The organism is Microbacterium sp. NPDC028030 (assembly GCF_040637855.1).
Classification (GTDB): Bacteria; Actinomycetota; Actinomycetes; order Actinomycetales; family Microbacteriaceae; genus Microbacterium.
Genome location: NZ_JBEZXF010000001.1, coordinates 1,370,388 through 1,383,987 on the forward strand (window position 1 = coordinate 1,370,388; position 13,600 = coordinate 1,383,987).

Below are 13,600 nucleotides of genomic sequence, written 5' to 3' on the forward strand. Positions count from 1 at the left end.
ACCTCATGACCAGCACAATCACCCCCGGCGCACCGGGGACGACTCGTGGCGTGCCGTTCCTGCGCGCGCTCAACACCCAGCGGATCAACGAGATCGGACTCGCGGTCGCGATCGTCGTGCTCGTGATCATCCTCTCCGTCGTCGCCCCGGGGTTCGCGACCGAGAACAACGTCTGGAGCATCCTCCGCGACGCGGCCACGGTCGGGATCGTCGCGTGGGGCGCGACCCTCGTCATCGTCTCCGGTGAGATCGACATCAGCATCGGGCCGGCCGTGGCCTTCTGGTCCGTCATGCTCGCCGAGATGGCCGGTCCCTGGGGCATCGGGCTCCCGGGCGGCACGGTCGCCGTGCTCATCGGCGGTCTCGTCGTCGGCGGTGTGGCCGGCTGGCTGCGCGCGGTGCTCGGCATCCCGTCGTTCATCGTCACGCTCGGCCTGTGGAGCGCCTACCGCGGGCTCGCGCAATTCATGACCAACGCCCTGCCCGTCCCCGTCGAGACCAGCGAGTTCATGGACGTGCTGGCGGGCTCGATCGGTCCCGTCCCCACGCCCGTCGTCGTGTTCTTCGTGCTCTTCGTGATCTTCTACTTCGTCTCGACCCGCACGAGCTTCGGCCGCTCGGTCTTCGCGGTGGGCGGCAATGCGCGCGCAGCGATGCTCTCCGGCATCCATGTCACCCGGACACGCATCGCGGTCTTCGCGATCACTGGCCTGCTCGCGGCGGTGGTCGGCATCCTTCTGACGGCCCGTCTGGGATCGGGTAACAGCGGTGCGGCGACCGGACTGGAGTTCGATGTGATCGCCGCGGTCGTCGTCGGTGGCACCGCGCTCGCCGGGGGGCGGGGGTCGATGCTCGGAACGCTGTTGGGCGTCATCTTCATCGCGATCATCGGCAACGGCCTGATCCTGCTCGGCGTCAACTCGTACATCCAGGACGTCGTGTCCGGCGCGATCATCGTCGTCTCGGTGCTCATCAACATCCTGCTCAGCCGAAGGGGGAAGAAGAGTGTCGAGTGACCCGATCGTTCTGACCGCCGACCCCATCCCAACTCATCGAGGACTCTCATGACCACGCACCCCTTTCCTGTGATCGCTCCCGAACCGCTCTCCCGCGTCGCATACGGGACGCCGAAGATCGCGCTCGTGTCCGGCGGTCTCGGCGTCTACTGGGGGCAGTTCGACGGACTGCTCGACACCGTGCGCGCATCCGCGTCGACCATCGCCGACCGCATCGAGGGCATCGGAGCGACCGTCACCGACTTCGGTGTGGTGTCCGATCCCGTCGACGGCGCGGCTGCCGCCGACCGCATCCGGCAGGCCGACGTCGACCTGATCGTGCTCTTCGTCTCGACCTACATGACGAGCGCCCAGGTGCTGCCGATCTTCAAGTACGGGGGCGCGCCCGTGCTCCTGGTGTGTCTGCAGCCGGGGCGGAGCATGGACCACGCGAACTTCGGCACGGGTGACTGGCTCGGTTATGCCGGGTCGGCCGGGCTCCCGGAGATGTGCGTGGCGCTGGAGCGCCTCGGTCTCCCGGCCAGGAGCGTGTCCGGATACCTCGACGACGAGCGCGCGTGGACGAAGATCGGCCGCTACGTGCGAGCGACCGGGGTGGTGGCGAACCTGCGCCGCGGTCGCTACGGTCTGCTCGGTCACCTGTACCCGGGGATGTTCGACATCGCCTCCAACATCACGTCGACCTACTCCACGTTCGGAGGGCACGTCGAGATCCTCGAACTCGACGACCTGCGCCGCCTCTACGACGGGGTGACCGACGCCGAGACCGAGGCGGCGCTGAGCACGGTGCACCGCGTGTTCGCCGTCGACGAGGGCGCCGACCTGGAGAACATCCGCTTCCAGGCGCGCGTCTCGGTCGCCCTCGATCGCCTGATCGAGGAGTACGACCTCGACACCCTCGCCTACTTCCACATGGGTAACTCCGACGACATCTACAGTCGACTGGCCACGGCGTTCCCCATCGGCGCGACGCTGCTGTCGACCCGCGGTGTTCCCACCGTCACTGAGTTCGAGCTCCGTGCGGGCATCGCGATGTTCATCACGGGCCAGCTGGGCGGAGGCGGCACCTTCACAGAAGGACAGGCGCTCGACTTCGACCGCGGCCACGTCGAGCTCGGTCACAACGACGCCGCGGATGCCTCGATCACCTCGGACCGCCCCGTCCTGCGCAACCTCGAGGTGTTCCACGGCAAGTCCGGGGGAGGGGCATCCGTCGAAGCGACCGTGCGCCCTGGGCCCGTCACCCAGTTCTCGATCGGCGAGCTGCACGACGGCCGCCTCCGATTCATCGCCTCGGAGGGCACAGCCGTGCCGGGGCCGGCCATCAGGATCGGCAACACGACCACGCGGGTCGACTTCGGGTGCGATCCGGGCGACTGGACCGACGCCTGGGCACAGTCCGGTTCGACCCACCATTGGTCGATGGCCGTCGGCCATCTCGCGAAGGACATCGAGGTGCTCGCCGACCTCCTCGGCGCAGAATTCCGCCTGGTCCAGCCGTAATCCGGACCCCGACACTTCCCCTCAAGAATCAGGAGATCACCATGAGCGACGTTCGTCGTGCCCGCATCGCAGAACTGCTTCCCCGAAAGAACCGTCGCAAGACCAGGATCGGCCTCGTCGCCGGTGGCCTCGGAGCATACTGGCCGCAGTTCCCCGACCTGCTCCCTCAGCTGCAGGCATCGTCCCGCTATGTCAGTGAACGCTTCCAGAATCTGGATGCCGAGGTCACGGATGTGGGCTTCATCTCGGATGCGAAGGATGCGGCCGCCGCTGCCGAGAAGCTCCGCCTCGCGGACCCGGACCTCATCGTCGTCTTCCTCACCACGTATCTGACGGCCTCGATGGTCCTCCCGATCGCACAGCGCTCCGGGGCCCCGGTCCTGGTGATCGACCTGCAGCCCACGGAATCCATGGACCATGCGACCTTCGACACCGGCCAGTGGCTCGCGTACTGCGGACAGTGCGCGGTGCCCGAGGTCGGCAACGTCTTCCGGCGCGGTGGTATCGAATTCCGCTCGGTCTCGGGATACCTGCGCGATGAGAGCGCATGGGCGCGCATCGAACGCTGGATCGCCGCCGCGGACGTCCGCGCGACGCTGCGTCACGCGCGTCATGGGCTCATGGGACATCTGTATCCGGGGATGCTCGACGTCTCGACGGACCTGACCTCGGTGTCCACCCAGTTCGGCTCGCACGTGGAAGTGGTCGAGTTCGACGACCTGCGGGTGCGCGTGGAAGGCGTCACAGACGGCGAACTCCGCGAGCGCATCGCTCTCGCCAGGGAGGTCTTCGTCCTCGATGAGGCGTCCGTAAATGAAGACGACCTGGCCTGGGGTGCGAAGGTGTCGGTCGGACTCGACCGCTTGGTCGATGACTTCGAGCTCGACTCGATGGCCTACTACCACCGCGGCCTCAACGGCGAGCAGCACGAGCGTCTGGGCGCCGGCATGATCCTCGGCGCCTCGTTGCTGACGGCGCGCGGGGTCCCGATGGCCGGCGAATACGAACTCCGCAACAGCATCGCCATGCTGGTGGCCGACACGATCGGCGCGGGTGGCTCGTTCACCGAGATCCAGGCCCTGAACTTCTTCGACGGCGTCGTGGAGATGGGTCACGACGGTCCCGCGCACCTGGCGATCAGCCAGCGGGACCCGCTGTTGCGGGGACTCGGCATCTATCACGGCAAGCGCGGGTGGGGCGTGAGCGTCGAGTTCGACGTCAGAGAGGGACCGGTGACCACGTTCGGCGTCGGCCAGGAGCGGGACGGCAGCTACGTGTTCGTCGCCTCGGAGGGCGAAGTGGTCCCCGGCCCGCTGCTCGCGATCGGCAACACGACCTCCCGGGTCGACTTCGGGTGCCACCCGGGCGAGTGGGTCGATGCCTGGAGTGCGAGCGGCGTGGACCACCACTGGGCGCTGTCGACCGGACACCGTGCACAGGACTTCCGCGCCGCGGCGAATCTGCTCGGCATCGAGTTCCGCCAGGTGTCGGTCGGCTGATCGCATCCTCCGCAATTCACCACACCCCCGGCGGTCCCGCCAGGGCCACCTCCAAAGGAGAACACCGTGAAGATCGGCAGCACCTCGACGACGGGATGGCGTGCCACCATCGCCGTCGCCATGTCCAACTACATCGAAGCGGGCTCGATCATCGCGATCGCGACGAGCCTCGGCTTCTGGCAGGCAGAACTCGGGTTCACCGATCTGACCGCCGGGCTGCTCGCGGCGTTCAGCGCGAACGCCTTCGGCGCGGCCATCGGCGCGATGCTCGGCGGCCCGCTGAGCGACCGCCTCGGCCGCAAGTTCATCTACACGTACGACCTCGTCGTGTTCATGATCGGCGTCCTGCTCGCGGCGTTCGCGGTGAACGTGCCGATGCTGTTCCTCGGGTTCATCATCACCGGAATCGCCGTCGGCGCCGGAGTCCCCGCATCCTGGACATACATCGCCGAGCAGGCGCCGTCGAAGAACCGCGCGAAGCACGTCGGGACGGCGCAGCTCGCCTGGTCGTTCGGGCCGCTGATCGGGTTCGCGCTCGCCGCTCTGCTCGCACCGCTCGAGCTCTTCGGCAGCCGGATGATCTTCCTGCATCTCTTCGTCGTAGCTGCCGTCGTCTGGTGGGTCAGGCAGGGGTTGCCGGAGTCTCAGCTGTGGAAGGACCAGAAGGAGACGAGCGCGAAGGAGGTGAAGAGCGGAACGGCCTCGCGTACGGGCCGCGGCTTCGGAGCTCTGCTGTCGAAGAGGGTCAACATCACCGCACTGCTCTTCCTGTTCGGGATCTACGGCTTCTGGGGGATCGTCGCCGGTCAAGCCGGTATCTTCATGCCCCGGGTGTACGAGGCCGCCGGTGTCGAGAGCGTCGTCGAGCAGGACCTCCTGCAGGTGCTGGTGTGGGGATGCACGGTCATCGCGACCTACTTCGGCTTCATGCTGCTCGCCGACCGGATGTCGCGGCGACTGCTCTACATCGTCGGCGCCGTCATGGGCATCCTCGGATGGATGGCGCTGGTCTTCGGTGAGCCGGGGACCGCCACGCTCATCACGTTCGCCGTGCTCTGGGGCCTGTCGGCCGGCATCGGCGCGCAGGCGTTCTACGGACTGTGGGCGAGCGAGCTGTTCGCCACTCCGTACCGCGCGGGCGCGCAGGGTCTGCTCTTCTTCGCTGCGCGTCTTGCCATCGGCTTCCTCAGTTACTTCTTCCCCGTACTGCTCGCCACGACCGGAGTCGCCAACGTCGGTCTCATCATGATCGGCTTCCTCGCCGTCGCACTTCTCGTCGGTGCGATCTGGGCTCCGAACACGCGCGGTCGGAGCTTGAAGGAGATCGAGGAGGAGCGCTACGGCGCGGGAGCGTCCGCGCAGCAGGAACCGGTGGTGCGATGAGTGCGGCTGCGTCTCCGGCGATCCAGCGGGTCTGCTTCACGATGCGGCTCCGCCCGAGTCGTGTCGACGATTACCTCCGCGACCATGCCGAGGTCTGGCCCGAGATGCTCGCCGCTCTGACCGAGGCGGGGTGGACGAACTACTCGCTGTTCATTCGTCGCGACGAGGGGATCGTGATCGGCTATCTGGAGACCGAGGACTTCGCACGGGCGCAGTCCGAGGTGGCCCGCCGCGAGGTCAACACCCGGTGGCAGGCATCGATGGCGCCGTACTTCGAGCGGGGCCGACCCGACGGCGCTCTGGACGTGTGGGAGGAGTATTTCCACCTGGACTGAGGCACGGTCGACGGGCGCCGGTTCCGGAGGACTCAGTCGAACACGGGGCTGAGGAAGCGGCGCTCGTACCGCCGGATGCACCGCGTGGTGCGGGCGAACTCGAACGCCTCTACGCACTCCGGGTCGGTGCGCGATGCCGTGCGGTAGACCTCGTACGCGGTCAGGGAGGGGAAGGTGAACAGGGCGAACGCTTCGTCGCTGTCTCCTTCGCTCGGCATGAAGTAGCCGTGGTGGGTGCCGCCGTGCTTGGCGACGAGTCGGATCCACGTCCGCCCGTACGCGGTGAAGTCGTCGAGCTTGTCGGGGTCGATCTCGTAGCGGAGGTGGATCGTGATCATGGGACGATCCTTCCAGAGGTGCGCCGGCCATCGAACCGCAGCCGGTGACTACGCTGAGTCCCGTGACGAACTCGCGCGATATGGTCCGCATCCCCGCCGGCAGGTTCCTGATGGGGTCGGACGACTTCTACCCCGACGAGCGGCCGGTGCACGAGCGTGAGGTCGCCTCGTTCTTCATCGACCGGTACGAGGTGACGAACGAGCAGTATGCGGAGTTCGTCGACGCGACCGGGTACGTGACGGTCGCGGAACGTCCGCTCGACCCCGCAGCTTTCCCCGGCGCCGACCCCGCGGATCTCGTCCCCGGCTCGATGGTCTTCACCCCGACGCCCGGTCCGACAGACCTGCGGAACTGGCGCAACTGGTGGCGCTGGCAGCCGGGGGCGCACTGGCGTCGGCCGTTCGGCCCCGACTCCTCGATCGAACAGCTGCTGCAGCATCCCGTCGTCCACATCGCGTTCGAAGACGCCGTCGCCTATGCCGACTGGGTCGGGATGCGACTGCCCACCGAGGTCGAGCACGAGTACGCGGCGCGTGGGGGACAGGAGAGCACGGCTTTCGCATGGGGCGATGAGGCGTATCCCGGCGGCGTCGCCCAGGCGAACTCCTGGTTGGGACGCTTCCCCTACGACAACCAGGGCGTCGGGGGCACTGCTCCCGTCGGCTCCTACCCGCCCAACGGCTACGGCCTCTACGACATGATCGCGAACGTGTGGGAGTGGACGACCGACTTCTACACGCCGAGGCACATCCGGTTGTCCGACACTCCCGTCGACCAGGGCAAGCGCACGAACCTGCTGGCGGCGGCGAGCGCGCAGGCGGGCTTCCCCGCCATCCCGCGTCGCGTCCTCAAGGGCGGCTCGCACCTGTGCTCGCCGGACTACTGTCTGCGGTTCCGGCCGGCCGCGCGCTCGCCGCAGGCCGAAGACACCGGCATGTCTCACATCGGGTTCCGCCTCACCCGCTCCGAGTGAGGCGCCCTTCGCGCGGGGCGCGGAGAGTGCTTGGCTCGACCGAGGGCATCCGCCCGCCTCATCGGTCGACGCAAGGAGTCAGGCATGGCTGACAAGCCCAACATCCTCATCATCTGGGGCGACGATATCGGCATCGCCAACCTGAGCACATACTCCGACGGGCTCATGGGCTACCGGACGCCGAACATCGATCGGATCGCCGACGAGGGTGTGAAGTTCACCGACTATTACGGCGAGCAGAGCTGCACCGCCGGTCGTGCCGCCTTCATCACGGGACAGAACCCGTACCGCACCGGACTCACCAAGGTGGGCATGCCAGGCGCGAAGCTGGGGCTCCAGCCCGAAGACCCCACGATCGCCGACGCGCTCAAGCACCACGGGTACGCCACGGGTCAGTTCGGCAAGAACCACCTCGGCGACCGCGACGAGCATCTGCCGACCGCCCACGGCTTCGACGAGTTCTTCGGCAACCTGTACCACCTCAACGCGGAGGAGGAGCCGGAGCACCCCGACTACCCGACCGACGAGGAGTTCCCTGGCTTCAGCGAGAGGTTCCGTCCCCGTGGTGTCATCCACTCCTGGGCGGGCGAGAACGGGACACAACGGATCGAAGACACCGGCCCGCTGACGAAGAAGCGGATGGAGACGGTAGACGAGGAGTTCCGCGACGCCGCCGCCGAGTTCATCCGCACCCAGGCCGCAGACGACACGCCCTTCTTCGTGTGGTTCAACTCGACGCACATGCACTTCCGCACCCACACGAAGGAGGAGAGCAAGGGACGCGCAGGGCGCTGGCAGTCGAACTACCACGACACGATGCTCGATCATGATGATGTCGTCGGGAGCCTGCTCGACCTTCTGGACGAACTCGGGCTCGCCGAGAACACGATCGTCATGTACTCGACCGACAATGGCCCGCACATGAACAGCTGGCCGGACGCCGGGATGACCCCGTTCCGCAACGAGAAGAACTCCAACTGGGAGGGCGCCTACCGCGTCCCCGCGATGGTCCGCTGGCCGGGACGCATCCCCGCCGGCACGACGCTCAACGGGATCGTGAGTCACAACGACTGGTTCGTCACGCTGCTGGCTGCGGTGGGCGACGACGACATCGCCCACCGTCTGAAGTCGGGCACGGCGCTGCACGGCACCGACTACAAGGTGCACCTCGACGGGCACAACCAGCTCGACTACATCACCGGGACGGCCGAGCACAGTCCACGGCGGCACTTCTTCTACGTCTCGGACGACGGCGACCTCACGGCCCTGCGCTTCGAGAACTGGAAGCTCGTCTTCCTCGAGCAGCGCGCCGCAGGCACCCTCCAGGTCTGGCAGGAGCCCTACATCGAGCTGCGCTTCCCGAAGCTCTTCAACCTCCGGACGGACCCCTTCGAACGCGCCGACATCACATCGAACACGTACTGGGACTGGGTGCTCGAACACGTGTTCCTGATGATCCCTGCGCAGGCGTACGTCGCGAAGACGCTGGGCACTCTCGTCGAGTTCCCCGCCCGACAGGAGTCGGCCTCGTTCACCATCAACCAGGTGATGGCGAAGCTGGATTCGACGGTCGGGAGCTCTTGAGCGTCGGTCAGTCCGCGGCGCGGAGCTCCTCGATGACGCGATCGACGATCACATCGGTCGCGAGGCCATAGCGCTCGTGCAGCGTCGGCAGGGCTCCCGCGTCGAGGAAGCGGTCGGGCAGCGCGACGGGGACGACGCGGCGGGTGGCTCCGCGACGCACCAGGGCGGAGGCGACCGTCTCGAACAGCCCGCCGACCACGGTGTGGTTCTCGAGGGTGAGTGCGAGCCGCGGCGTGTCGAGTTCGCGCAGGACCGTCTCCTCATCGAACGGCTTGATGGTCGGGGCGTGCACGACCGCGACGTCGATCCTGTGCGCGGCGAGGCGCTCCGCCGCCTGCAGGGCGCGCATCGTCATCAGGCCGCTGGAGACGAACACGACGTCGTTGCCCGGACGCACGACCTTGGCCTTGCCGAGCTCGAAGGAGTAGTCGTACTCGTCCAGGACCGTCGGCACCTTCCCCCGGAGCAGGCGGAGGTACGTCGGCCCCGCGGATGCGGCGAGCTGGGGCACCGCCTGCGCGATGTCGACCGCGTCGCAGGGGTCGACAATCGTGAGGTTGGGCATGCCGCGGAAGATCGCGATGTCCTCGGTCGCCTGGTGGCTGGGCCCGTACCCGGTGGTGAGTCCGGGAAGACCCCCGACGACGTTGACGTTGAGGTTCGGCTCTGCGATGTCGAGGGCGATGAAGTCGTACGCGCGGCGGGACGCGAACACGGAGTACGTCGACGCGAAGGGGACGAGCCCGACCTCCGCCATGCCGGCGGCAGCGCCGAAGAGCAGCTGCTCAGCCATGCCCATCTGGAAGAACCGCTCGGGGTGCGCGTCGCGGAAGACATGCATGTCGGTGTACTTGGCCAGGTCGGCGCTGAGGCCGACGATCCGCTGGTCGGTGTCGGCGAGCCGCGCGAGCGCTTCGCCGAACGGCGCGGAAGCCGTCTTCTGCCCCGGCTCGGCGAACGACGCGATCATCGCCGACGTCTTCAGCTTCGGCTTCGTGGGGGTGGTCATCTGTTCGCTCCTTCGTAGCCCGCGATGAGCTGCTCGCGGCTGATCGCCCACTCGTGTTCGTCGATGCGCATGAAGTGGTTCTTCTCGCGGTTCTCCAGCAGGGGGACGCCCCTGCCGACCTTCACGTCGAAGAGGATCACCTGGGGTGCGCCCACCGGGTCGCGGTCGTCTATCGCGTCGAACGCGGCGAGGATCGCCTCCGGGTCGTTGCCGTCGACGCGCTGGGTGTGCCAGCCGAACGAGGCCCACTTGTCCTCGGCGGGTTCGATGGACAGGACGTCGGCGGTCGGGCCGTCGGCCTGCAGCGCGTTCATGTCGACCAGTGCGGTGAGGTTGCCGAGCCGATGGGAGGCGGCGCCCATCGCCGACTCCCACGTCGACCCCTCGTTCAGCTCGCCGTCGGAGAGGAAGGTGAACACGCGCGCATCGCTGCCCTGGTGGCGAAGACCCAGTGCCATGCCGACCGCGACCGTGAGGCCGTGGCCGAGCGAACCGCCGGAGATCTCCATGCCGGGGGTGTAGCTCGCCATCCCCGACATGGGCAGCCGCGAGTCGTCGGAGCCGTAGGTGTCGAGCTCCTCCTGCGGGATGATGCCCGCCTCGGCCAGCGCGGCGTAGAGGGCGATCGCATAGTGGCCGGTGGACAGCAGGAACCGGTCGCGGTCGTCCCAGTGCGGGTCGTCCGCGCGGTGGCGCAGCTGGTCGAGGTATACCGCGGCGAGCACGTCGGCGGCGCCGAGCGCCTGGCCCACGTAGCCCTGCCCCTGCACCTCTCCCATGTGGAGGGCGTTCAGGCGGATGCGGTGGGCGCTGTCGCGGATGCGTCGGGCGCGGTCGGATGCGGTGGTCATCATCGTGCTCCTTCGGTGGCGGGGGCGGCGAGGGCGACGTCCGATGGAGGAGTCGCGTCGCCGACGCGGATGGGAGCCGTCTCTCGGGTGACGGCTGCGACGGATGTGGAGATGATGCCCAGGGCCACGAAGAGCAGAGCAGGTCCGAGCCATCCCACGCCGGCATAGAGCGCCGTCGCGAGGAAGGGAAGCAGGCCAGCGACGATCGACGCGCCGTTGTAGCCGAGCGAGATGCCGGACGAGCGCACATCGCGGGAGAAGAGCTCGCTGAACCAGCTCGACTCGACCGCGAAGATCGGGTCGTGGCTGAAGAGCAGGCTCAGGGCGACCGCGACGATGATCATGATCACGGCGCCGGTGTTGATGAGCAGGAACATCGGGATGCCGAACAGGATCGTGAAGATCGCGCCGATGAGGAAGACGCGCTTGCGCCCGATCCGGTCGCTGAGCGCCCCGTAGAGGAGGTGCGACCCGAGTCCGAGGGCGGAGCCGATCATGGTTCCCCACAGCACGTACTGCGAGTCGCTGATAGCAGCCAGCCCGACATACGAGAGCACGAAGCTGGTGGTGATGTAGTAGCCGCCGGTCTCGGCCAGACGGAGTCCGATGATCCGCAGCACCAGGCGCCAGTCCCGCTTGAGCACCTGGATGGCCGGCTGCTTGTGGATCTCTCCGGCCTGCTTCATCTTCTCGAACTCGGGGGACTCCTTCACGCCGAGGCGGATCCAGAGACCGATCGCGACCATCACGATCGAGAGGAGGAAGGGCACGCGCCACACCCAGTCGCCCTCGAACAGGGCGTTCGAGGCCAGGAAGGTGCCGTTCGCGAGGAGCAACCCGGCCGGGATGCCGATCTGGGGCACCGAGCCGAAGAACCCGCGACGCTTCGCCGGGGCATGCTCGACGGCCATCAGCACCGCGCCTCCCCATTCGGCGCCGAACCCGATCCCTTGCACGGCGCGCAGGAGGATCAGCAGGATCGGAGCGAGGACACCCACCATCTCGTACGTCGGGAGGAGCCCGACGAGGAAGGTGGCGGCGCCCATCACGATGAGCGATGCCAGCAGGACCGTCTTCCGGCCGATGCGGTCACCGAAATGGCCTGCGAGGTAGCCGCCGAGCGGGCGGAAGAAGAAGCCGACCGCCAGCACGGCGAACGACTGCAGCACGCCGACGACCGGGTCTTCGGCATGGAAGAAGACGGAGCCGAAGTACGCGGCAGAGGCGGTGCCGTAGATGAAGAAGTCGTACGACTCGACGGCGGTGCCGATCATCGATGCGATCGACACCTTGACGGGGTTGTCGCGCTGCGGCGTGCGCGCCGGGGGACGGGTGATGTTGACCATGGGTGTTCCTCCTTGAACAGGGCGGTGAGCTGTGGTGGCCGTCAACGGCGGCGGTAGGTCTCGATCACGCGCGAGTCGTCGCGTGTGCCGAGGCCGGCTGCCTGGGCGGCGAGGTAGCGCTCGCGTGCAGCGTCGAGCAGGGGGCTCTCGGCCCCGGCGGCGCGGGCGGCGTCGTACACGAGTCCGGAGTCCTTGACGAAGATGTTGATCTGACTCGTGACCTCGACATCGGTGCCTTCGAGCATCCGTGGGCCGCGGTCGGACAGCATCCAGGATCCGGCGGCACCGGATTCGAGCAGCGGCAGCACCTCGGCCGGCTCGAGCCCCAGCGCCGACGCCAGAGCGAGCGCCTCCGCGGCGGCCACGATGTGCACGGAGCAGAGGTGCTGGTTGACGACCTTGATGGCCTGTCCACGCCCGACCGCATCGCCGACGATGCGCACGGCGCCGAACCGCGAGAGGACCGGCTCGAGGCGGGCGATCGCCGCCTCCGCTCCTGACGCGAAGATGGTGAGTTCGCCGGTGCGAGCTCGCGCGACACCGCCGGTGACCGGGGCGTCGACCACCGCGGCGCCGGCGTCGGTCAGTCGTGCGGCGGCCGAGACGACGGCCTCGGGCCCGACGGTGCTCATGACCACCCAGAGCTGTCCGCGAACGGCTCCGGCGGCCAGAGCCTGGTCCACGAGCGTGTCGAGCTGGTCGGGGGTCGCGACCATCGCCACCACGACTGCGGCCGTTGGCGCGTCGCCGATGGCCTCGACCGTCGCGGCTCCGACCGCCTGTGCGCGTTCGCGGGCGCCGGGGAACGGGTCGACTCCGGTGACCTCGAGCCCGCCGTCCACGAGGCGCTGGAGCATGGGGAGTCCGATCGCACCCAAACCGACGAATGTGACTGCTGCGGCGGTGTCCGGCATGACTCGCTGACCTCCATTGGTCCTTGTGGCTGCTGATCCGAGAATTGGTTAACCAATCCGTGGATCAGAATACGACCGCGAAGCGGGCATGTCAAGATTGGTTATACCAATCTCTCGTTCAGCGGTGCGCGGCGATCGGCAGCGACTGCCAGTTGCGGAAGTGCTCGCGCATCGCGGCTCGCGCCGCCTCTGCGTCTCCGGCCTCGAGGGCGTCCACGATCGGGTAGTGGACGCTGTCCGTGCGCAGCACGCCGTCGGCGTCCGGGGTCTCCACGGCGACCGCGTCCAGTCGTCGCACGCGGATCGTCTCGCGCAGCACGTGGCTCAGCCCGTCGTGGATGAGGCGGAGCACCGGATTGTCGACCATGCTCTGGAGCCTCCGGTGAAACGCGACATCTGCCTCGAAGGCCGCTTCGTGGTCTCCGGAACGCGTCGCCGCGACCATCTGATCGACGAGTTCGCGCAGGCGGGCGACGTCGGTTGCGGTCGCGCGTGCGGCGGCGGCCTCGGCGACGGTCTCTTCCAGCAGCACGCGGGATTCGGCGAACTGGCTGTCGGTCAGGTAGCCGAGCTCCCTCGCGATCGTGAAGTAGCTGCGGACGAAGTCGTCGCCCGGAGCGTCGATGTACGTGCCGCGACCCTGGGTGCGGTGGAGGAAGCCGAGGCGCTCGAGGACCGCGAGGTGCTCGCGCAGCGCCCCGCGACTCATCCCCAGCGCATCGCCGAGTTCGCGCTCCGGCGGCAGGCGCCGTGCCGAGGAGCCCTCCTCTTCGACGGCGAGGGCGACGAGGCGGGAGACGAGCGTCTCCAAGGTCGTGGTCACGGCGGCTCCGATTGGTCGACCTTTA

At 67.9% G+C, this 13,600-nt stretch carries 13 protein-coding genes; 7 read left to right on the forward strand and 6 right to left on the reverse strand.

The genetic code is table 11. The annotated features are described in order from the left end of the window. Positions 1-5 precede the first annotated feature (5 nt). The 5 genes from AB0E56_RS06725 to AB0E56_RS06745 all read left to right on the forward strand — a co-directional run bounded on the left by AB0E56_RS06725 (position 6) and on the right by AB0E56_RS06745 (position 5,736). Complete coding sequence (locus tag AB0E56_RS06725) at positions 6-1,016, forward strand: ABC transporter permease (RefSeq protein WP_359797661.1); 1,011 nt, start codon at positions 6-8, stop codon at positions 1,014-1,016. Positions 1,017-1,064: 48 nt separating this feature from the next. Continuing rightward, the gene (locus AB0E56_RS06730; RefSeq protein ID WP_359797662.1) at positions 1,065-2,519 is read left to right on the forward strand and encodes an L-fucose/L-arabinose isomerase family protein; all 1,455 of its coding nucleotides are present in this window, start codon (positions 1,065-1,067) and stop codon (positions 2,517-2,519) included. A gap of 41 nt (positions 2,520-2,560) precedes the next feature. Next, the gene (locus tag AB0E56_RS06735) at positions 2,561-4,018 is read left to right on the forward strand and encodes an L-fucose/L-arabinose isomerase family protein (protein ID WP_359797663.1); all 1,458 of its coding nucleotides are present in this window, start codon (positions 2,561-2,563) and stop codon (positions 4,016-4,018) included. 66 nt (positions 4,019-4,084) lie between these two features. Then, entirely contained in the window at positions 4,085-5,401 is a 1,317-nt protein-coding gene (locus tag AB0E56_RS06740) for an MFS transporter (RefSeq protein ID WP_359797664.1), read from the forward strand. Continuing rightward, on the forward strand, positions 5,398-5,736 hold the full coding sequence (locus AB0E56_RS06745; RefSeq protein WP_359797665.1) for an L-rhamnose mutarotase: 339 nt from the start codon (positions 5,398-5,400) through the stop codon (positions 5,734-5,736). The genes AB0E56_RS06740 and AB0E56_RS06745 overlap by 4 nt, the downstream gene beginning before the upstream one ends. A 32-nt stretch (positions 5,737-5,768) precedes the next feature. On the opposite strand, the gene AB0E56_RS06750 is transcribed toward AB0E56_RS06745, so the two are convergent. Beyond that, positions 5,769-6,074: an NIPSNAP family protein gene (locus AB0E56_RS06750; protein ID WP_359797667.1), complete on the reverse strand. Its 306-nt coding sequence runs from the start codon at positions 6,072-6,074 to the stop codon at positions 5,769-5,771. 80 nt (positions 6,075-6,154) lie between these two features. Here AB0E56_RS06750 and AB0E56_RS06755 point away from each other — a divergent pair, with 80 nt between their 5' ends. Next, a complete protein-coding gene (locus AB0E56_RS06755) occupies positions 6,155-7,048 on the forward strand; it encodes a formylglycine-generating enzyme family protein (RefSeq protein ID WP_359798266.1) in 894 nt (297 codons plus the stop codon). Positions 7,049-7,132: 84 nt separating this feature from the next. Next, a complete protein-coding gene (locus tag AB0E56_RS06760) occupies positions 7,133-8,632 on the forward strand; it encodes an arylsulfatase (RefSeq protein ID WP_359797669.1) in 1,500 nt (499 codons plus the stop codon). 7 nt (positions 8,633-8,639) lie between these two features. Here AB0E56_RS06760 and AB0E56_RS06765 read toward each other — a convergent pair whose 3' ends face one another. The 5 genes from AB0E56_RS06765 to AB0E56_RS06785 all read right to left on the reverse strand — a co-directional run bounded on the left by AB0E56_RS06765 (position 8,640) and on the right by AB0E56_RS06785 (position 13,575). Further along, positions 8,640-9,641 carry a transketolase C-terminal domain-containing protein gene (locus AB0E56_RS06765; RefSeq protein ID WP_359797670.1) on the reverse strand — a complete coding sequence of 334 codons (1,002 nt, stop codon included), beginning with the start codon at positions 9,639-9,641 and terminating at the stop codon, positions 8,640-8,642. Next, positions 9,638-10,492, reverse strand: coding sequence for a transketolase (locus AB0E56_RS06770; protein ID WP_359797672.1), 855 nt, complete (start codon positions 10,490-10,492; stop codon positions 9,638-9,640). Before AB0E56_RS06770 ends, AB0E56_RS06765 begins: the two co-directional genes overlap by 4 nt. Continuing rightward, positions 10,492-11,838 carry an MFS transporter gene (locus AB0E56_RS06775; protein ID WP_359797673.1) on the reverse strand — a complete coding sequence of 449 codons (1,347 nt, stop codon included), beginning with the start codon at positions 11,836-11,838 and terminating at the stop codon, positions 10,492-10,494. The genes AB0E56_RS06770 and AB0E56_RS06775 overlap by 1 nt, the downstream gene beginning before the upstream one ends. A 41-nt stretch (positions 11,839-11,879) precedes the next feature. Then, entirely contained in the window at positions 11,880-12,752 is an 873-nt protein-coding gene (locus tag AB0E56_RS06780; RefSeq protein ID WP_359797674.1) for an NAD(P)-dependent oxidoreductase, read from the reverse strand. A 118-nt stretch (positions 12,753-12,870) separates the two neighbouring features. After that, positions 12,871-13,575, reverse strand: coding sequence for an FCD domain-containing protein (locus tag AB0E56_RS06785; RefSeq protein WP_359797676.1), 705 nt, complete (start codon positions 13,573-13,575; stop codon positions 12,871-12,873). Between the last annotated feature and the right edge of the window lie 25 nt (positions 13,576-13,600).

Excerpts from the sequence above, each read along its gene's own strand:
- AB0E56_RS06735 (WP_359797663.1), top strand. The coding sequence starts at position 2,561 with ATGAGCGACGTTCGTCGTGCCCGCATCGCAGAACTGCTTCCCCGAAAG.
- AB0E56_RS06765 (WP_359797670.1), bottom strand. The coding sequence starts at position 9,641 with ATGACCACCCCCACGAAGCCGAAGCTGAAGACGTCGGCGATGATCGCG.
- AB0E56_RS06725 (WP_359797661.1), top strand. The coding sequence starts at position 6 with ATGACCAGCACAATCACCCCCGGCGCACCGGGGACGACTCGTGGCGTG.
- AB0E56_RS06750 (WP_359797667.1), bottom strand. The coding sequence starts at position 6,074 with ATGATCACGATCCACCTCCGCTACGAGATCGACCCCGACAAGCTCGAC.
- AB0E56_RS06730 (WP_359797662.1), top strand. The coding sequence starts at position 1,065 with ATGACCACGCACCCCTTTCCTGTGATCGCTCCCGAACCGCTCTCCCGC.
- AB0E56_RS06755 (WP_359798266.1), top strand. The coding sequence starts at position 6,155 with ATGGTCCGCATCCCCGCCGGCAGGTTCCTGATGGGGTCGGACGACTTC.
- AB0E56_RS06770 (WP_359797672.1), bottom strand. The coding sequence starts at position 10,492 with ATGACCACCGCATCCGACCGCGCCCGACGCATCCGCGACAGCGCCCAC.
- AB0E56_RS06780 (WP_359797674.1), bottom strand. The coding sequence starts at position 12,752 with ATGCCGGACACCGCCGCAGCAGTCACATTCGTCGGTTTGGGTGCGATC.
- AB0E56_RS06745 (WP_359797665.1), top strand. The coding sequence starts at position 5,398 with ATGAGTGCGGCTGCGTCTCCGGCGATCCAGCGGGTCTGCTTCACGATG.
- AB0E56_RS06760 (WP_359797669.1), top strand. The coding sequence starts at position 7,133 with ATGGCTGACAAGCCCAACATCCTCATCATCTGGGGCGACGATATCGGC.
- AB0E56_RS06775 (WP_359797673.1), bottom strand. The coding sequence starts at position 11,838 with ATGGTCAACATCACCCGTCCCCCGGCGCGCACGCCGCAGCGCGACAAC.